Annotated in this window: 15 protein-coding genes; 2 read left to right on the top strand and 13 right to left on the bottom strand. The window is 61.2% G+C overall.

Annotation, left to right across the window (positions count from 1 at the left end; translation table 11 throughout):
* Positions 1-3: 3 nt before the first annotated feature.
* The 9 genes from truB to AC1DZE_RS17250 form a co-directional block, all read right to left on the bottom strand.
* A complete protein-coding gene (gene truB / locus AC1DZE_RS17290; RefSeq protein WP_477671650.1) occupies positions 4-1,059 on the bottom strand; it encodes a tRNA pseudouridine(55) synthase TruB in 1,056 nt (351 codons plus the stop codon).
* 90 nt (positions 1,060-1,149) lie between these two features.
* A complete protein-coding gene (gene rbfA, locus AC1DZE_RS17285; protein WP_457282766.1) occupies positions 1,150-1,518 on the bottom strand; it encodes a 30S ribosome-binding factor RbfA in 369 nt (122 codons plus the stop codon).
* Between the two features lie 60 nt (positions 1,519-1,578).
* Positions 1,579-4,476 carry a translation initiation factor IF-2 gene (infB, locus tag AC1DZE_RS17280; RefSeq protein ID WP_477671651.1) on the bottom strand — a complete coding sequence of 966 codons (2,898 nt, stop codon included), beginning with the start codon at positions 4,474-4,476 and terminating at the stop codon, positions 1,579-1,581.
* A 27-nt stretch (positions 4,477-4,503) separates the two neighbouring features.
* Positions 4,504-6,030: a transcription termination factor NusA gene (gene nusA / locus AC1DZE_RS17275; protein ID WP_477671652.1), complete on the bottom strand. Its 1,527-nt coding sequence runs from the start codon at positions 6,028-6,030 to the stop codon at positions 4,504-4,506.
* A gap of 32 nt (positions 6,031-6,062) precedes the next feature.
* Positions 6,063-6,665 carry a ribosome maturation factor RimP gene (gene rimP / locus AC1DZE_RS17270; protein WP_477673327.1) on the bottom strand — a complete coding sequence of 201 codons (603 nt, stop codon included), beginning with the start codon at positions 6,663-6,665 and terminating at the stop codon, positions 6,063-6,065.
* A gap of 459 nt (positions 6,666-7,124) precedes the next feature.
* Positions 7,125-8,768 carry an ABC transporter ATP-binding protein gene (locus AC1DZE_RS17265; RefSeq protein WP_477700350.1) on the bottom strand — a complete coding sequence of 548 codons (1,644 nt, stop codon included), beginning with the start codon at positions 8,766-8,768 and terminating at the stop codon, positions 7,125-7,127.
* Positions 8,768-9,922 (bottom strand): ABC transporter permease, encoded by a 1,155-nt coding sequence (locus AC1DZE_RS17260; RefSeq protein WP_477671655.1) that lies wholly within the window; start codon positions 9,920-9,922, stop codon positions 8,768-8,770. The genes AC1DZE_RS17265 and AC1DZE_RS17260 overlap by 1 nt, the downstream gene beginning before the upstream one ends.
* On the bottom strand, positions 9,888-10,922 hold the full coding sequence (locus AC1DZE_RS17255) for a microcin C ABC transporter permease YejB (RefSeq protein WP_477649404.1): 1,035 nt from the start codon (positions 10,920-10,922) through the stop codon (positions 9,888-9,890). Before AC1DZE_RS17255 ends, AC1DZE_RS17260 begins: the two co-directional genes overlap by 35 nt.
* A 119-nt stretch (positions 10,923-11,041) precedes the next feature.
* Positions 11,042-12,841 carry an extracellular solute-binding protein gene (locus tag AC1DZE_RS17250; RefSeq protein WP_477671656.1) on the bottom strand — a complete coding sequence of 600 codons (1,800 nt, stop codon included), beginning with the start codon at positions 12,839-12,841 and terminating at the stop codon, positions 11,042-11,044.
* A 107-nt stretch (positions 12,842-12,948) separates the two neighbouring features.
* Here AC1DZE_RS17250 and fabI point away from each other — a divergent pair, with 107 nt between their 5' ends.
* Entirely contained in the window at positions 12,949-13,758 is an 810-nt protein-coding gene (gene fabI / locus AC1DZE_RS17245) for an enoyl-ACP reductase FabI (protein ID WP_477671657.1), read from the top strand.
* 344 nt (positions 13,759-14,102) lie between these two features.
* Here fabI and AC1DZE_RS17240 read toward each other — a convergent pair whose 3' ends face one another.
* Both AC1DZE_RS17240 and AC1DZE_RS17235 read right to left on the bottom strand, forming a co-directional pair.
* Positions 14,103-14,843, bottom strand: coding sequence for a GNAT family N-acetyltransferase (locus AC1DZE_RS17240; RefSeq protein WP_477672059.1), 741 nt, complete (start codon positions 14,841-14,843; stop codon positions 14,103-14,105).
* Positions 14,844-15,010: 167 nt separating this feature from the next.
* Positions 15,011-15,358, bottom strand: a complete 348-nt coding sequence (locus AC1DZE_RS17235) for a GFA family protein (RefSeq protein WP_477672062.1) — start codon at positions 15,356-15,358, stop codon at positions 15,011-15,013.
* Between the two features lie 162 nt (positions 15,359-15,520).
* Between AC1DZE_RS17235 and AC1DZE_RS17230 the strand changes: the two genes are divergently transcribed.
* Positions 15,521-16,450: a DNA ligase gene (locus tag AC1DZE_RS17230; protein WP_477672060.1), complete on the top strand. Its 930-nt coding sequence runs from the start codon at positions 15,521-15,523 to the stop codon at positions 16,448-16,450.
* A gap of 148 nt (positions 16,451-16,598) precedes the next feature.
* Here AC1DZE_RS17230 and AC1DZE_RS17225 read toward each other — a convergent pair whose 3' ends face one another.
* Both AC1DZE_RS17225 and AC1DZE_RS17220 read right to left on the bottom strand, forming a co-directional pair.
* Positions 16,599-17,024, bottom strand: a complete 426-nt coding sequence (locus tag AC1DZE_RS17225) for a DUF3592 domain-containing protein (protein ID WP_477671661.1) — start codon at positions 17,022-17,024, stop codon at positions 16,599-16,601.
* Positions 17,025-17,084: 60 nt separating this feature from the next.
* Positions 17,085-19,373 carry an Orn/Lys/Arg family decarboxylase gene (locus AC1DZE_RS17220; protein ID WP_477671662.1) on the bottom strand — a complete coding sequence of 763 codons (2,289 nt, stop codon included), beginning with the start codon at positions 19,371-19,373 and terminating at the stop codon, positions 17,085-17,087.
* Between the last annotated feature and the right edge of the window lie 159 nt (positions 19,374-19,532).

Here is a 19,532-nt window from a genome sequence, read left to right as displayed (position 1 = left end):
GGGTTAATGTTGGAAAGAAGAAGCCGCAACGCCTGTGGGCGCGGCAGCGAAATCGGGTGCGGAACGTTCGGCCGGCACGGTGGCCTTGGAGGCGGCTTGCAAAATGTCCTGTATTTCAATCGGGCTCAGCAAACGCTGCGGAATCAATTCGTCGGCCGTGACATGGGCCGAGCCCAGGAACGCCGGCGGCTCGGTGCCATAGACCTGCACCAGCGGCGCATCGGCGCCCCACTGCCCGGGTTCACCCCGGCGGCGCAAACCACTTAAAAACCGCCCTGCATTGTCGGCGTCCAATGTGACAGACGGGTACGCCGACACCAGCGACTGCGCCGGCAGCAGGCAGGCTTCGCGCTCGGGCTCGGTCATGGCTTCCAGGGCCGGCAAGGTCACGCACTGCTGCGCCGTGTAGCCGCCGGTCTCCAGCCGCCTGAGCGATCCGAGATGCGCACCGCAGCCAATGGCTTCGCCAATGTCTTCACCGAGCGTGCGGATATAGGTACCCTTGCTGCAGGTCACTATGATTTTGATAGCGGCTTGCGCACGGCTGTCCTGGGCCACAGCCATAGTCAGTTTGAAAATCGTGATGTGGCGGGCTTCCCGCTCCACCTCTTGCCCCTTGCGGGCGTATTCGTACAACGCCTTACCGTCTTTTTTGAGTGCCGAGTACATGGGCGGAACCTGTGCCTGCGGGCCGGTGAAACGGTCCGTCAGCGACTCCAGCAAGGCTGGTGTGATCTCGGGCACGGGCCGGGTTTCAATCACGTCGCCTTCGGCATCGGCCGTGGTGGTTTTCTGGCCCAGCAGCAGCACCGCTTCATATGTCTTGTCGGCGTCGAGCTGGATCTGGCTGAACTTGGTGGCCGCGCCAAAGCACAACGGCAATACGCCGGTGGCCAGCGGATCAAGCGTTCCGGTGTGGCCGGCCTTGTCGGCGCGCAGCAGCCATTTGGCCTTCTGCAAGGCCTGATTGCTCGACAGGCCCAGCGGCTTGTCGAGCAGCAGCACGCCATGCACGGGACGTCGCTGGATTTTCTGGCGATGAGAAGAGGTTTGCGTCATAAATTCCGACAGGCTCAACGCCCGGGCTGGCCCGGGCGCGTCGTTGGCACCGTTGTCCCTGAACCTGTCATCAAGGGGAACGGCGCGAACTCAGTCGTCTTGGGCGCGGGAAGAAACCGCCTTGGCAATCAAGGCGTTCATGTCGGCCGCACGTTCGGTCGTGCGGTCGAAGTGGAAATGCAGCGTCGGCACGGTGTGCGTCATCAACCGCTTGAACAGGCCGTTGCGCAGGAAACCGGCGGCCTGGTTGAGCGCTTCTTCGCACTCTTTCGGGTCGCCGACAAGCACACTGAAAAACACCTTGGCATGCGCATAGTCGGCCGTCACCTCGACGGCCTGCACGGTCACCATCCCGACCCGCGGGTCTTTGAGTTCGCGCGCGATCAGCTCCGTCAGATCGCGCTGGATCTGATCGGCGACGCGAAAACCGCGATTCGGGGTGGATGATTTTTTACGCATGTCAAAAAATGGTGGGGTCTGCGGAAAGGCTGGCAGCCAGGGGCTGCCGGCCAGCCGGAATCAGACTTCCAGTGTCCGCGCCACTTCCCTGATTTCAAAGAACTCCAGGATGTCGCCAACCTGGATGTCGTTGTAGTTCTTGATGTTCAAGCCGCACTCGAAGCCTTCCTTGACTTCCTTGGCGTCGTCCTTGAAGCGCTTGAGCGAGTCGAGTTCGCCCGTGAAGACGACCACGTTTTCGCGCAGAAGGCGCAGGCGCGCGGTGCGGCGAACCACCCCGGCGGTGACCATACAGCCGGCGATCGAGCCGATCTTGCTGACCTTGAACACCTGGCGAATCTCGGCATTGCCGATGACTTCTTCCTTCTTGTCCGGCGTTAGCATGCCCGACATCGCGGCGCGCAGTTCGTCCACAGCGTCATAAATGATGTTGTAGTAGCGAATGTCCACGCCGTTGTTTTCGGCCTGCTTGCGGGCCTGGGCATCGGCGCGGGTGTTGAACCCGATCACCACGGCCTTGGAGGCAATCGCCAGATTGACGTCGGACTCGGAAATGCCGCCGACACCGGAGTACACGAGCTGGACCTTGACCTCTTCGGTCGAGAGCTTCAGCAGCGACTGGGCCAGCGCTTCCTGCGAGCCTTGCACATCGGCCTTGATGATGATGGGCAGCATCTTCACTTCACCGGCGCCGATGTCGGAGAACATGTTCTCCAGCTTGGCGGCCTGTTGCTTGGCCAGCTTGGTATTGCGGAACTTGCCGGCACGGTAGGTGGAGATTTCACGGGCACGGCGCTCGTCGAGCATGACCATGAATTCATCACCAGCCTGCGGTACTTCCGTCAGACCCTGAATTTCCACTGGAATCGACGGACCCGCCGTTTTGATCGGCTTGCCGTTTTCGTCCAGCATGGCGCGCACGCGGCCATAGGTCGAACCGGCCAGCACCACGTCGCCGGCTTTCAGCGTTCCCGCCTGAATCAGCACAGTCGCCACGGGGCCACGGCCCTTGTCGAGGCGGGCTTCGATCACCAGGCCCTTGGCCAGCGCATCCACCGGCGCCTTGAGTTCAAGCACTTCTGCCTGCAGCAGCACCTGTTCGAGCAAGGCATCGACACCGGCGCCAGTATGGGCCGAGACACCGACAAAAGGAACGTCGCCGCCGAACTCTTCGGGAATCACTTCTTCGGTGACCAGCTCGCCCTTGACGCGCTCCATGTTGATACCAGGCTTGTCGATCTTGTTGATCGCCACCACGATGGGAACACCGGCCGCCTTGGCATGCTTGATGGCTTCCTTGGTCTGCGGCATCACGCCGTCGTCAGCCGCCACCACCAGAATCACGATGTCGGTCGCCTGGGCGCCACGGGCACGCATGGCGGTAAACGCCTCGTGGCCCGGGGTATCCAGGAAGGACACCATGCCGCGCGGGGTTTCCACGTGGTAGGCACCGATGTGCTGGGTGATGCCGCCCGCTTCACCGGAGGCCACTTTGGCGCGGCGGATGTAATCGAGCAGCGAGGTCTTGCCGTGGTCAACGTGACCCATGACCGTCACAACCGGCGCACGCGGCAACAACTCGGCCTGCTGGCCTTGCACGTCTTCGTCGGCAAAGGCTTCCGGGTCGTCCAGCGAAGCCGTCACGGCCTTGTGGCCCATTTCTTCCACCACAATCATGGCAGTGTCCTGGTCCAGCGGCTGGTTGATGGTGACCATCTGGCCAAGCTTCATCAGGTGCTTGATCACTTCCGATGACTTCACGCTCATCTTGTGCGCGAGTTCGGCCACGGTGATCGTCTCAGGCACGTGCACTTCAATGACCTTGAATTCGGTCGGCGCCACGAAGGTGGATTCCGGACGTGCTTCACGGTCATTGCGGCGGCCACGCGGGCCGCCACGGAAATTGCCACGGCCGGGCACAACGGGTGCGCCACGGCTTGGAATGCCCTTCTTCTTGGCGGCGTCGTCTTTCCATGTCGAAGACAGGTTCTCCGACTTGACTTCCTTCTTGCCAGCGGCACCAGGGGCACCCGCAGCGGCCGGCGCACCCGGTTTGGCTGCGGCACCCGGCGCGCCGGCCGGCTTGTGCAGCGTGCCCTTGATGGCGGCTTTGGGATCGACGTGGGGCACCAGAACGCGCTTGGGCGCGGACATCATGGCGCGAATGCCGGCAGCTTCTGCTTCGGCCTTGCGGCGGCGGTCCTGGAGCTCTTGCGCCTTGGCCGCGTCAGCCTGGAATTCGGCGGTGGCTTTGGCCTTGGCAGTTGCAGCGGCAGCCGCGGCATCGGCAGCCTTCGTGGCCTGTACGGCCGCAGCGGTTTCAGCGGCCTTGGTGGCTTCAGCTGTTACTGGCGCGGCTTCCTTGGCTTTTCCGGCTGGCTTGGCTTTCTTGACCACGGCCTCGGCGGCTGCAGCAGCCGCCTGGGCGGTTTGCTCGGCGGCCAGGCGCTCCTGCTCGCGCGCAGCATCCTTGGCGTCCTGCTCTTCGCGAAGACGGCGTTTTTCAGCAAGCTCCTGCTCCTGGCGGCGCAGCAGTTCTGCGTGGCGGCTGGCTTCTTCTTCGCGGCGAATCAGCTCGGCATCGTCGATGACGGGAGGTGCCGGCGGAGCGGCCACTTCAGGCTGCACTTCTTCCGCAGGCTGGTCGGAGCCGTCGTCACGCTTGATAAAGGTACGCTTTTTACGCACTTCCACCTGGATGGTGCGTGCCTTGCCGGTGGCATCGGCCTGCTTGATCTCGCTGGTGGATTTTTTCACCAGGGTGATCTTCTTGCGCTCGGCCGTGACGGTGCCATGGCTGGCCTGCAGATAGCCGAGAAGCTTCTGCTTGTCCGCTTCGGACAAGGGGTCGCTGGCTTGCGCCTTGGCGACACCCGCGCTGGTCAATTGCTCGATCAGGGTGGCGGGAGATTTATTGAGTTCAGCTGCGAATTCAGCGACGGTAGTGGTACTGGACATATGTTTTTTTCCTGCTGGCCTCCATGATCATTGCTCTTGGGCCGCTGCAGGTGCAGGGGTGTCAGCGGCAGCGGGTTCATCGGTAAACCAATGGGCGCGTGCGGTCATGATCAGGGCTTTGGCTTCGTCCGAAGACTGGCCGGTGATATCGGTAAGTTCGTCCACGGCCAGATCGGCCAGGTCGTCGCGGGTATGGATGCCCGCTTCTGTCAGTTTGGCGATCAGCTCTGGCGTGAGGCCTTCGACGTCGCGCAGGTTCTGCGACACGCCTTCGGCATTTTCTTCCTTGGCGATTTCCATCGTCAAGAGCGCATCTTTGGCGCGCGTGCGCAGCTCATTGACGGTGTCTTCGTCGAAGGACTCGATCTCCAGCATTTCCTGCAGCGGCACATAAGCCACTTCTTCGAGACTGGTGAAGCCTTCGGAGATCAGGATGTCGGCGATTTCCTCGTCCACGTCGAGCTTTTCCATGAACAGCTTGCGGCTGGAATCGGTCTCGGTCGCCTGCTTTTGCGCAGATTCATCGGCCGTCATGATGTTGATCTTCCAGCCGGTCAGCTCGGCGGCAAGGCGCACGTTCTGGCCGCCGCGGCCGATCGAAATGGCCAGGTTTTCTTCATCGACGACGACGTCCATGGCGTGGCGCTCTTCGTCGACCACAATGGACGACACGTTGGCCGGGGCCAGCGCGCCGATCACGAACTGGGCCGGGTCTTCGCTCCACAGCACGATGTCCACGCGCTCGCCGGCGAGCTCGTTGGTCACGCCGTTGACACGGGTGCCGCGCACGCCGACGCAGGTGCCGATCGGGTCGACACGCTTGTCGTGCGACAGCACGGCGATCTTGGCGCGGGAACCGGGGTCACGGGCGCAGGATTTGATCTCCAGCAGGCCTTGTTCGATTTCAGGGACTTCCTGGCGGAACAGCTCGATCATGTACTCGGGCGACGTGCGCGAGAGGATGATGGGCGCGCCGCGCAGGGTCGTGTCAACTTCCATGATCATGGCGCGCACGCGGTCGCCGGAGCGCAGGTTTTCCTTCGGGATCATGTCGGAACGGCGCAGGCGGCCTTCCACACGGCCGGATTCGACAATGATGTCGCCCTTGTCCATGCGCTTGACGGTGCCAACAAAAATCTTGTCGCCGCGCGACATGAAGTCGTTGAGCAGCATTTCGCGCTCGGCGTCACGGATTTTCTGCAGAATGACCTGCTTGGCGGCTTGCGCGCCAATACGGCCGATGGGCAGGCTTTCCACCGGCTTTTCGATGTAGTCGCCTTCTTCGATGTCGGCAATCTCGTCGCGTGCGTCGCTGACCAGCTCTTCGGCTTCGGGGTTCTGCAGGCCGGCTTCGTCAGGCACCACCAGCCAGCGGCGGAAGGTCTCGTAATTGCCGTTGTCACGGTCGACGGCCACGCGGATGTCCACTTCGCCTTCGTACACCTTCTTGGTGGCCGAGGCGAGCGCAAGCTCGACGGCGCCAAAAACGACGTCACGTTCCACATTTTTTTCACGCGAGATGGCATCAACCAACATCAACAGTTCGCGATTCATTTCACAAGCCTGCCTTTCTTCATTTCTTGAAATTAATTCTCTGCAAAGGGTTCGGCACCAGGCGTTATTTTGGGTTTACGCCCCTTGAAATCAACCACGGGCGCGAGGCGCGCCTGTTGAATTTCATCGAGGGTAAAACCCAACGCCTGCAGCGGTGCGGGAACCTTCTTCTTACTGACCTTCCGGCCGGGTTTGACGGCCGGCTCATCGCTCCACACGATCTGCCAGCCGGCCACGCCGTCCGCGGCCACGACACGCTCCAGCGTGCCGCGAAACTTCTTGCGGCTGGCCGCGACGGTTGAACCGGCGCTGGCAGCCACGCCAATAGGAGCCTTGAGCGTGATGTCGATCAACTCACCGGCAAAACGCTCAAAATCTTTTTCGTTGCGCAAGGGCCTGTCGATGCCGGGGGAACTGACTTCCAGCCGCGCATATTCGGCGCCTTCGACTTCCAGGACAAACTGGAGCTGGCGGGTGACTTTTTCGCAGTCCTCGGCATTGATGAACTGTTCGGCACCCTTGACGTAAGACATGTCGATCGTGACGCGCAGCAAACCACCGCCGGTGCGTTCGATCTCGACCAGCTCGTAGCCCAGCCCCGTCACAGTTTGCTCAATCGTCTCTTGCAATGCCATTCAGTCTCTTAAACCCGCTCTTAATCCGTATGTTCAAAAACAAACGCCCAAAAAAAATGGGCGGTGAAAACCCGCCCATTTGGTCGTGAAGCTCTTATTGTAACGTGCTGCGCCCTTCGATGCAAACAATTTCCGTGCCTGACACGCTAGAGATTGCCTGAACCGTCGATGTAAATCCTTCTGGTTACGACGCCCACCTGCTCATTGGAACAGGCCTGATGAATCGACCCAAGGCATGTCCTTTTCGGCCAACCAATCCGGCGTCACCACTAGAAAGAAGCAGCGTCAAAATGAATGCATCGCTGCGTGAAAGTCCAAATGACGCCTCCTCTTCACGCTTCCTTGAAAAAAATTTGTAAATCCAATAAAACCAATTAAATCATATGGATTTTTAATTTAGTTAAAGTAATTTATAAGGATTTTTTGTGATCTCCGCGGGGCCGTGGAGACGCACAATATTCAAGCCGCGGTGACCAGAACCCGCGTATAGGGATGCTGAGGTGTATCCAGCACTTCGCTCAGTGAGCCTGACTCCAGCACATCGCCGTCCTTCATCACCATGACTTCATGGGCCATGGCACGAATCACGTCGACGTCGTGCGTGATCAGCAAATAACTCAGGCCACGCTCGCGCTGCAATCTTTGCAGCAGTCCCAGCACCTGTTTCTGGATAGTGACGTCCAGCGCGCTGGTGGGTTCGTCCAGCACCAGCAGGCTGGGGTTGACGATCAGCGCGCGCGCAATGGCCAGCCGCTGGCGCTGCCCGCCTGAAAATTCGTGCGGATAGCGCTGCAGCAAACCCGGAAACTGGGCCTCGGTCATACCGACATCGGCCAGCGCCTGCAGCGCCCGTTCCCGCCGCCCGGCTGGGGCCAGTTTGGGCTCGTGCACCGTCAGGCCCTCCTCCACAATGGCTTCAACGGTCATGCGGGGTGACAGGGAAGAAAACGGGTCCTGGAACACGACCTGAACGGCGCGGCGGATGGCCTTGTTGCGTGCCGCATCCCGGCTCCAGGTCTGGCCGGCCGCCTGCAGCTGCCCTGAAAAAGGCAGCAAGCCCAGGCTGGCCAACGCCAGGGTGGATTTTCCGGATCCTGATTCACCGATCACGCCCAGCGTCCTGCCCGGGGGGATATGAAAACTGGCGTCTTTGACCGCCACAAATTCGGCTTTTTTAAACCACCCGCGTATGCCTGGAATGGAGACCGGATACGCCACGCGCAGGCTTTCCGCACGCATGGCCGGCCCCACGCCCGCTTCCGCACCAGCGTCGGCCGCCAGCCCGTCCCGCTGCGGCTTGCTGTCGATCAGCTTGCGCGTGTAAGGGTGCTGTGGCCGGGCAAAAACCTCCGCCACGGCACCCTGCTCCACGATGTGGCCGTTTTCCATCACCGCGACTCGGTCGGCAAACTTGCGCACGAGGTTCAGGTCGTGTGTGATCATCAGCACCGCCATGCCGTTGCGCTGCTGCAGCTCGCCCAGCAGGTCCAGGATCTGGCCGCGCAGGGTGACATCCAGCGCGGTGGTCGGCTCATCGGCCAGCAGCAGCCGGGGCTGGCAAGCCAGCGCCATCGCAATCATGGCCCGCTGCCGCTGGCCACCCGAAAGTTGATGCGGAAAGGAGTTGGCCCGCCTTTCAGGCTCGGTGATACCCGTATCTGCTAGCAATTTGATAGCTGCTTGCGCACATTCAGCGGGGGTCAGGCCCTGTTTTAGCTGAAGAACTTCGGCGATCTGGTTGCCCACACTGAACAGGGGGTTCAGTGCTGTCATGGGCTCCTGGAAGATCATGGCGATGTCACGGCCGCGAATCCCACGCAAGGACTGCTCCGGCAAGGACAGCAAATCCACGGGCGCCCTGGGCGGCGCACCGCTGGCGGCCCGGTCTGCCGCATCGATGCCGGTAAAAACAGCCTTGCCACCGACCACGGCGTTTTGCGCCAGCCGTAGCAGGCTCAGCGCCGTCACGGTCTTGCCCGAACCCGATTCGCCCACCAGCGCAAGCTTTTCGCCGGGTGCGATGGAAAAATCGATGCCGTGGACGACGGATTTTCCTGCGAACGAGATCTGCAGGTTTTTGACATCAAGGAGCGGCGGCGTCATCAGTCGGCCTTCCTGGGATCCAGGGCATCGCGCAAGGCGTCGCCCATGAAGGTGAGGAGCAGCAGCGTAATCACCAGCACCGCGAAGGTAGACAGCGATATCCACCACGCATCGATGCTGTTCTTGCCTTGCGACAGCAACTCACCGAGCGAAGGCGTGCCCGGCGGTACGCCCAGACCCAGGAAATCAAGCGAAGTCAGCGCCAAAATCGCGCCACTCATGCGAAACGGCAAAAAAGTCACCACAGGCGTCAGGCTGTTGGGCAGGATGTGCCGCCAGATGATGTGCAAGTTACCCACGCCCAGCGCGCGCGCGGCACGCACGTAGTCCATCTGCCGGTTGCGCAGGAATTCGGCGCGCACATAGTCTGACAACCCCATCCATCCGAACAGGCTGAGCAGGATCAGCAACAACGCAACGCTAGGCGCAAAAACGGCGCTGAAGATGATCAGCAGATAGAGCTCCGGTACGGAGCCCCAGATTTCGATGAAACGCTGGAACAGCAAATCGGTCTTGCCACCGAAATAGCCCTGTAGCGCCCCCGTCAGCATGCCGAGCAGCACACCGGTGACCGTCAGCGCCAGCGCAAACAGTACACTGACCCGAAAGCCGTAAATCAGCTGGGCCAGCAGGTCGCGCCCCCGGTCGTCGGTGCCCAGCAGGTTGGCGCGCGTCGGCTTCGAGGGGTTGGGCTCTTTCGCAAAATAATTGAGGGTGTTGGGCCCGTAGGGATTGAGGGTGTACAACGCGAAATTGCTGCCACGCGCCAGCCGTTCCTGGATATAGGGATCGAGGTAATCGGTGGTCGTGTCGAAGTCACCCCCAAAGGTCTTCTCGCTGTAGTCCTTAACCATGGGAAAGTAATAGCCTCCCTCATAGCGCACCAGCAGCGGCCGGTCGTTGGAGACGAGCTCGGCACAAAGACTGAGCACCACCAACGTACAGAACACCACCAGGCTGTAAAACCCCAGCTTGTTGCGCCGAAAACGCCTCCAGGCGCGCTTGGCGGGAGAGTTCGAAACGTACTTTTCTTGTACAGCGTCGCCGCGGACCGGGCTTTGCCCGTCCGCAGGAGGCGTCCCCTCGGGGGGAAGGCCGCCGGAGGTGGCTTCAGGGGGGTTAATCGAACCGTACACGCGGATCCACCCAGACATAAGACAAATCGGAAATCAGCTTGGTGAACAGGCCGATCAAGGTAAACAGGTAGAGCGTGCCCAGCACCACCGGGTAGTCGCGCCGGATGATGCTTTCATAGCTGAGCAGCCCCATGCCATCCAGCGAGAACAGGGTTTCGATCAGCAGCGCACCGGTGTAGAACGAGCTGATAAAGGCGGCCGGGAAGCCGGTGATGAGGGGAATCAGCGCATTGCGGAACACATGCTTCCACAGCACCTGGCGCTCACCCAGGCCCTTGGCGCGGGCCGTGAGCACGTATTGCTTGCGGATTTCCTCCAGGAAGGAGTTCTTGGTCAGCATGGCCGTGACTGCGAAGCTGCCCAGCACCATGGCCGTGACCGGCAAGGTGATATGCCAGAGGTAATCGGTGATGCGCGCACCCCAGCTCAAAGTCTCCCAATTGGGCGAGGTCAGGCCGCGCAACGGAAACCACTGCAACTGGCCGCCGAAGATCACCAGCAGCGCGACACCCAGCACAAAGCCAGGAATGGCATAGCCGGTCAGCACCAGCAAGGTTGTGACGAAATCGAAACGCGAGCCGGCACGCACCGCCTTGGCGACGCCCAGTGGCACAGCCACCAGGTAGCTGATGAAGAAGGTCCACAAACCCAGGCTGATGGAAACCGGGAGCTTTTCCTTGACCAGTTGCCAGACCTCCTTGTTGTGGAAGAAGCTTCTGCCAAGGTCAAAGCTCAAAAACTGCTTGAGCATCAGGTAAAAGCGCTCGGGCGCCGGCTTGTCGAAACCATAGAGCGCCTTGATCTGCTCGACGCGTTTCGGGTCGACGCCCTGCCCACCCCGGTAGCTCAGGCCGCCACCCTCGGCACCGCCTCCACCGCTGGGGCCGGCCTTGGCCTCGGCCATGTATTGCTCCACCGGCCCGCCCGGCACGAACTGCGTCACCACAAAGGTGATCAGCAACACCCCGAACAAAGTCGGGATCATCAAAAGACAGCGTTTGAGAATGTAGGCAAACATGATCGATCAAACTCCCGCCAAACCCGGTGGGCAGCGCGGAACTGGCTTTGCCGGGCCGCAGCTGCCGCCCCCTGCAAGGGGGGAAGGCGTTACGCGAAGCGAACGTCCGACGGGGGTGTTCATTTTTTCCACCAGGTATCGATGATCCAGGTCTCGCCTGGCGCATAGGGTGGCATCTGGCCCGGCATGGCAAGGCGGCGTGCGTTATAGACCACGCGATGGGTGCCGGCCGTCCATTCCGGCAGCAGGTAGTGGCTGTGCGCCACGATGCGTTCCAATGCACGGCAGGCGGGCAACAACTCGGCCTTGGTTTTGGCGCTGGTCATTTTGGTGATCATGGCATCAATCGCGGGATTGGCGGCTCCGCTGAAGTTACCCGACTCCTCAGTGGCGGCGGCCTTGCTACCGAACATGTCGGCGAACTCCTGACCCGGGTTGTTGGTGCCACCGTAGGCGATGGAGATGATGTCGAACTCGAATTTATCGAGGCGCTGCTGGTAGAGCGCGAAGTCGACCTGCCGGAAGTTGAGCTGGATGCCGAGCTTTTCGAGGGCGCGTATCCAGGGCGAAATCGTGCGCACACCGCCCTCGTTGCTATCCAGGTATTCCAGCACCATAGCCTCGCCTTTGGCGTTGCGCAGCTTGCCGTCCCGAACCTCCCAGCCGGCTTCCTTCAGGAGCACCTGGGCACGGCGCAAATTAGCGCGCAGCGAAGAGTCGCCGTCAGTGCGCGCCGGCACGTACATGGCGCCGAATGCCGCTGCGGGGATGTCCTGGCGCCAGGGTTCCATCAAAGCCAGCTCTTCGGGCTTCGGCAGTCCGGTGGCCTGGCAATCGGTGTTTCCGAACAGGCCGGTCACGCGCTGGTAGGCGTTGTAAAACAACTGGCGGTTCATCCACTCGTAGTCGATCGCCAGTCCCAGAGCTTCCCGCACGCGCGGGTCCTTGAGCTTTTCACGCCGACTATTTAGCACATAGCTCTGGAAACCCGTGGGCAGGCTATGCTTGAATTCCCCCTTGACGAGTTCGCCGCTGTCAAAACGTTTGCCCGTCAGGCGCCGCGCCCAGTCGCCGGCCGAGAAGAAACGCATGATGTCGAACTCACCGGCCTTGAGCGCCTCAAGCTTGGCAGTGTTGTCCTTGTAAATCTTGACGGTGACGGTGTCGAAATTCCCTGTACCGACCCGAACATTGAGTTTCTCACCCCAGTAGGTCTTGTCGCGCACATAACTGATGTCTTTGCCGAAAACCACCAGGCCGATTCGATAGGGCCCGCTGCCAATGGGGATGTCGGTCACGACCTCATTGAAGGGCTTGGCCTTACCGGTGGCGTCCATGCCCCACTTGCGGCTGAACACCGCCATGCCGCCCACTTTCAACGGCAGTTCGCGGTTCGGCTTCCTGAAACGAAAGCGCACCGTCCGCTCGCCCACCACCTCGCAGGCTGCGACGTCTTCGAACACGGTCTTGTAGGACGGCGAGGTATGCGGGCCCATCAGGGTGTCAAAGCTGTATTTGACGTCGGCCGCCAGCACCGGGTCACCGTTGTGAAAGCGCGCTTCCTTGCGCAGGCGGAAGGTGGCCGTGAGCCCGTCAGCCGACACCTCGACGTCTTCGGCCAGCAGCCCGTAGCCTGAGGCGGTTTCGTCCATCGCCCCCGTCAGCAGCGTGTCGAACATGAAGCTCGACAAATAGGCCGGCGCCGAGCCTTTGATTGTGAAAGGGTTGTATTTGTCGAAAGTCGAGTAACGCAGGTTGCTGACCAGGCGCAGGTCCCCGCCCTTGGGTGCTGCGGGGTTGACGTAGTCGAAGTGGGCAAACCCCGCGGGGTACTTGAGGTCTCCCCAGAGTGCATAGCCGTGCGCGGCCCATGACGGTGATGAAAGACCCAGCAGGACCCAAACCAGCAAACTTCGCATGCGACAATTCTGCACTACTTAAGCTGGCAAGATTGCGGCGCGCAGACACTGCGCCCCTGTCCCTTGCCTTCCCTTCCCCCGCGAACTACCTACTCTGGAGCACCTGCATGGCCACCAACACCGGATTCCTCACTGGCAAAAAACTGTTGATCACGGGGGTCCTCTCGAACCGGTCCATCGCCTATGGCATCGCCAAGGCCTGCCATGCCCAGGGCGCCGAGCTGGCGTTCGGCTATGTCGGCGAGCGCTTCAAGGACCGCATCACCGAGTTTGCTGCCGACTTCGACTCGAAACTGATTTTTGACTGCGACGTGGGCGACGACGCGCAGATCGACAAGATGTTTGCCGACCTCTCCAAAACCTGGCCAACGTTTGACGGCTTTGTGCACAGCATCGGCTTTGCGCCGCGCGAGGCGATCGCCGGCGACTTTTTGGACGGCCTGTCACGTGAGGGCTTCAAGATCGCCCACGACATCAGCGCTTACAGCTTTCCGGCGATGGCCAAGGCGGCCCTGCCCTACCTCAACAAAAAATCGGCCCTGCTCACGCTGACCTACCTCGGCGCCGTGCGCACCGTGCCCAACTACAACACCATGGGCCTGGCCAAAGCCAGCCTGGAAGCCTCGGTGCGCTACCTGGCCGAATCGCTGGGCCCCAAGGGCATGCGCGTCAACGGCATCAGCGCCGGCCCGATCAAAACCCTGGCCGCCAGCGGCATCAAGGGCTTCGGCAAGATTTTGAGTGTGGTCGCCGAGGCCTCGCCAATCCGCCGCAATGTGACGATTGAAGACGTCGGCAACGTCGCCGCCTTTTTGCTGAGCGACCTGGCCGCAGGCGTGAGCGCCGAGATCACCTATGTGGATGGCGGCTTCAGCCACGTGGTCGGCGGCATCGCCGAACCGGCAGCCGAAGCCTGAAGGCTTTCGCGCCCGGCTGGCGTGCCGGGCGGCGCGCACATGCGGCAAGTTGCACCCTTGTCTCGCATGGCGCGCTATGAAATAGATAGCGGCTCGCGCATGACCCTATTGGGCTGGAGGCCAAATATGTTCATGAAGAACGGCTTCCAGGTACTGCAAAGCCGTTTTTTTGAGGCAAGACGGGGCGGCAAGACAGCCAAATTCGATCAAATCAGGCCTGAAAATAACAATAAAGCAGGCTCTAGCCTAATAGCCACCAGAGCGAGCAGCTATAAAAATCATAGCAACTTGCCGCATCCAGTATCCCGCACACACCCAATTCCGCACCGCGTCTGGATCAAGGTTCAGCCCTGGGTCCAGTAGTCATAACTCCAGACCGTTTCAAAGCCCGCCCGCCGGTAAAGCGCCCGCGCCGGGGCATTGCCTTCTTCCACCTGCAGGAATACACGCTCAATGCCCCGCTGCATGGCCGCTTCGGCTATGGCGGTCAGTACCCGGCCTGCCAATCCCTTGCCGCGATGTGCCGGGTCGGTTCGCATGCCGTGGACACTGGACCATCCGTGGCTGAACGCCGCCGCGCCAGCCGCAATGGCCTTGCCGCCTTCGCGCACGCTGGCAAACACGGAATCACGCCCGCGGCTCAGTGACCTGACACGGCTGGCGCCGTCCACGGGATCAAAACCCTCGGCCAGGAACAACGCTGCCCAGGCCTCGTCCGGCGCGTGGGCTGTTTCAGCCAGTGCCTGCGCCGACACACCACGCATGGACTTGACCTGCGCCACTTCCACCAGCACCGGCTTGCCTGCCGTGTAACCCCGCGCGCCCAGTTCGCGGCGCAAGGCATCAAAGCAGGCCTCATTGGCCAGCCGGAAGACGGCCCGCTTGCCGCGCGCACGGTACAGCCCTTCAATGCGATCGATCACGCCATCGGCGGGGGGTTGATGCAGCAGGGGCACCGCACTTTTGGCCCGGCTGACGGTCCCGCTGTCAAAGGGCAGCAGCCAGCCCTCGATTTCAAGCTGCTCCTCGGGTGATACAGCTGCCACAGTGGCGCGCTCGATATTTTCAATGTCGCTGGAAGTCATGGTGTCAGTAAAAAAATGTCGAGGCCGACTGGCCCAAGGGAAGTCAGACAGCAATGAGCAATATGAGTGATGGCCGGGAATACCGGCCCCCAGGGGTACGGACGAAGTGGCAGATTATTGCGTCCGCCAGAGTCCGGGAATACAGGATCCGGGGGTTCCGGGAAGAGCTAGGAAGAACGCCCGTCAAAATGCGTCACCTTGATGGTGTCCAGATCGATTCCCTCGAGGCAGCGGACGTTGACAGCTGCAATGCGATTGCCGGCAGGATCCGTCCCTTCGCCATAAGGATGAATGCCACAGGTAGGGCAGAAACGGTGGCTGATCACATGCTTGTTGAACTGATAGGTGCTGGCATTTTCATCGGGGGTCTGCAAACGGAGCTGGTCATGCGGCACAAACCACAGCAGCGACCCTTTGCGCTGGCAGATGGAGCAGTTGCAGGCCAGGGCGCTGTTCGGCTGGCCGTCGACCTCAAACGCGACCTTTCCACAATGGCAACTCCCTCTGGAAGTCATTTTTTCTGTCATAAGTTGATTCCTTTCATGGCCATTGCAGCCTTCATGGTTGACGGGGTTGCGCGGGCAACACAGGCGCCCACAGAACGCTTGCACCGCGCAAATTTGAACTATAAACTGTACATTCATACAGTTATAAGTCAAGAAAAAACAGGGAGGCCCATGCGGCAACACATCACCCACTCCGGCGAGCGGGCCAACACGGTCTTTTTTCGCCTCAAAACGTTTCACTGGCTGCTGGCACTCGCCGGCTTGCTGGCACCAGCGCTTCCGGTGCTTTCGGCATCCGCAGCTGCGCAAGCGCCGCCGCTGATGCTCGCCAAGGTGTACCAACCCGGCGTCCCCCTTCAGGATTATTGGGTCAGTGAAAAATTCGACGGCGTGCGCGGCTACTGGGACGGAGAACAGCTGCTCACGCGCGGGGGGGAACGCATCGCCGCGCCGGCCTGGTTTACCGCAGGCTGGCCCAAAACACCCCTGGACGGCGAGCTGTGGGCGGGCCGTGGCCAGTTTGCCAGGGCGGTGTCTACCGTGCGCCAGCAAACCCCGGACGACGCTGCCTGGCGGGCCATGCGCTTCATGGTGTTTGATTTGCCCGCGCAAGGCGGCCCGTTCAGCGAGCGGATCCCGGCCCTCAATGGCGCGGTGAGCCGCATCGACCAGCCCTGGGTGCAGGCCGTGGCGCAATCGAAGGTCGCAAGCCACACCGCCTTGCAGGCGTTACTGGCCACCACCGTGAAGCGCGGCGGCGAAGGCCTGATGCTGCACCGCGGCGCGTCTTTCTACAAAGGCGCACGCAACGACGACCTGCTCAAGGTCAAGACCCACGAAGACACCGAAGCCCGCGTGGTGGCGCATGTTCCCGGCAGGGGGAAGTACGCCGGCATGCTGGGCGCGCTGCTGGTGGAAATGCCCGGTGCCGACGGCAAACCAGGGCGGCGCTTCAAGCTGGGCACCGGGCTCAACGATGAGCAGCGCCAGAATCCGCCGCCCGTCGGCAGCACCGTCACCTACCGCTTTCGCGGACTCAATGACGGTGGCCTGCCCCGGTTTGCCAGCTTCATGCGGGTACGGGAAGACCAGCTGCTTTAAAGGTGGGCCCGCCAATCGGCGCACCGCCGGAGACCAACGTGAGTTGGCCTTGCGCCCACCGCACCTGACGGGGGAAATGGCCTGTGGCGCCCACTAGTCATGCGCCCCCAGCTACAAAAAATATAGCAACCGCTCCGGGGAGGCGGCTTTATTTTTTCTGGCTCGCCAGCAGGCCGAGGCCCGTGTAGCCCAGGCTGGCGATGACGAAGAACCAGCCCACCCACTTGAGGAAGGATGATCCGCCGGCTTCCTGCGCGAATCCCACCTGGCTCGGGTTACCCGGCATGTAGTAGATGTTCACCGGCCGCCCTGCCTCGAAGTCCTTCAGCACGGCCTCGGGGAACGAGCGCTTGATCGTCATGGCTTGCCCAGTGTCGGTGCGGAATTTGAGTTCCGCCGTGTAGATGGTCTGGCCACTGCGGGAAAAACTTTTGTATTCCTTGATCGGCTCGACCACCGCCGTCTTGCCGCTGGCCATGAGCAGCCGCAACTCGCTGTCCCCGCTGGCCTGCGCGCGCAGGAATACTGCACCGACGATGACACCGAGGACTCCGAAGAGAATCGTCTTGAACATGCTCCCCTCCCAATAATATGGGAAGGACTATAGCAAACGAAAGTACCTGTTTATTCCTGCCTAGCGTTTGACGCAGTCCGCGTAGTAGCGCGTCTTGCCCTTGGCATCCACCTGTTCCACAAGGCCGTGGATGTCTGTTTCAAAGCCCGGGCACTGGGCGTTGAACTCGCGCGAGAACTTCAGATAGTCCACAATTTTCCGGTTGAACACCTCGCCCGGGATCAACAGCGGGATGCCCGGCGGGTACGGCGTGACCAGGCCCACGGTGATACGGCCTTCCAGGTGGTCGATTTCAACCCGTTCCGTCGTGCGGTGGGCAATGTGGGCGTAGGCGTCGCTGGGCTTCATGGCGGGCGCCAGATCGCTCAGGTAGACCTCGGTTGTCAACCGCGCGATGTCGTACTTGGCGTACAGCGTATGGATGTGCTGGCACAGGTCGGCCAGGCCCATGCGCTCGTACTTGGGGTACTTCTGGCAGAACTCGGGCAGGATGCGCCACATCGGCTGGTTCTTGTCGTAGTCGTCCTTGAACTGCTGCAGCGCCGTCAGCAGCGTGTTCCAGCGGCCCTTGGTGATGCCGATGGTGAACATGATGAAGAAGCTGTAGAGGCCGGTTTTCTCGACGATCACGCCGTGCTCGGCCAGAAATTTGGTCACGATGCTGGCCGGGATGCCGGTTTTGGCAAACTTGCCGTTCAGGTCGAGGCCGGGCGTGACGATGGTGGACTTGATCGGGTCCAGCATGTTGAAACCGGTGGCCATCTGGCCAAAGCCATGCCAGTTGTTGGCGCCGTTTCTGGCCGTCTTGGCGCTGCGGGACTCGCCCTTGATGATCCAGTCCTGCGATTCGCCAATGCCCTCTTCGACCAGCTTGTCCGGCCCCCAGACCTTGAACCACCAGTCGGTGCCGTATTCCTCGTCGATCTTGCGCATGGCGCGGCGGAAGTCCAGCGCTTCGGCAATGCTTTCCTCAACCAGCGCCGTGCCGCCGGGAGGCTCCATCATGGCAGCGGCCACGTCGCAGCTGGCGATGATGCTGTATTGCGGCGAGGTTGACGTATGCATCAGGTAGGCCTCGTTGAAGAGGTGCCTGTCGAGTTTGGTGTTCTGCGAATCCTGCACCAGCACGTGACTGGCCTGGCTGATACCCGCCAGCAGCTTGTGGATGGACTGCGTTGCGTACACCACCGCATTCTTCGGCCGGATGCGGCTCTTGCCCATGGCGTGGTAGCTGCCGTAGAACGGGTGGAAGGCGGCGTGCGGCAGCCAGGCCTCGTCAAAGTGCAGGTTGTCGATGTAGCCGTCCAGCATGCCCTTGATGGTTTCGGTGTTGTAGAGCACGCCGTCGTAGGTGGACTGCGTCAGTGTCAGCACACGCGGCTTGACCTTGCTGCTGTCCACGCCCTTGAGCAATGGGTTGGCATCGATCTTGGCGCGGATGGCTTCGGGTTCGAACTCGCTCTGCGGAATCGGGCCGATGATGCCGAAATGGTTGCGCGTCGGCTTCAAAAACACCGGAATCGCACCCGTCATGATGATGGAATGCAGGATGGACTTGTGGCAGTTGCGGTCAACGACCACCACGTCACCGGGTGCCACCGTGTGGTGCCACACCATCTTGTTGCTGGTGGATGTGCCGTTGGTCACGAAGAAGCAGTGGTCGGCGTTGAAGATGCGTGCGGCGTTGCGCTCGCTGGCGCCGATGGCGCCGTCGTGATCCAGCAACTGGCCGAGCTCTTCCACCGCGTTGCAGACGTCGGCGCGCAGCATGTTCTCGCCAAAAAACTGGTGGAACATCTGGCCGACCGGGCTTTTCAGGAAAGCAACGCCGCCCGAATGGCCCGGGCAGTGCCAGGAATAGGAACCGTCTTCGGCATAGTCGAGCAGTGCCTTGAAAAACGGCGGCTGCACGCCTTCCAGGTAGCTCTTGGCCTCCCGCAGGATGTGGCGCGCCACGAACTCGGGCGTGTCCTCAAACATGTGGATGAAGCCGTGCAGTTCACGCAGGATGTCGTTGGGGATGTGGCGCGAGGTCTTGGTCTCGCCATAGACGTAAATCGGCACATCCAGGTTCTTGCGGCGTACTTCCTCGATAAAGGTGCGCAGGTTGAGCACGGCCGGGTCGAGGTCGGGGCCTGGCGAAAACTCCTCGTCGTCAATCGACAAAATGAAGGCGCTGGCCCGGCTTTGCTGCTGGGCGAACTGCGAGAGGTCGCCGTAACTGGTCACCCCCAGGACTTCGAAGCCCTCGGTTTCAATGGCTTGCGCCAGCGCACGGATGCCCAGACCGGAGGTGTTCTCGGAGCGGAAGTCTTCGTCGATGATGACGATGGGAAAGCGGAATTTCATGGCTTGGGCTGGAGTTCATGGTCGCCCTGAACCTGTCGGAGGGCATGGGAAACGCTCAAAGGGCATAGACAGGTTGAGCCCGGGCGGTGAGAGGAAGCTTTTTCCAAGCAGCGAAGTGTAAGGACATATTGTTGCGCTACGCTTGCCTTGGGGTCTAAT

The organism is Polaromonas sp. P1_F1, assembly GCF_056405795.1.
Note: the sequence above shows the minus strand (reverse complement) of the source record. Positions and strands in the feature narration are given on the sequence as shown.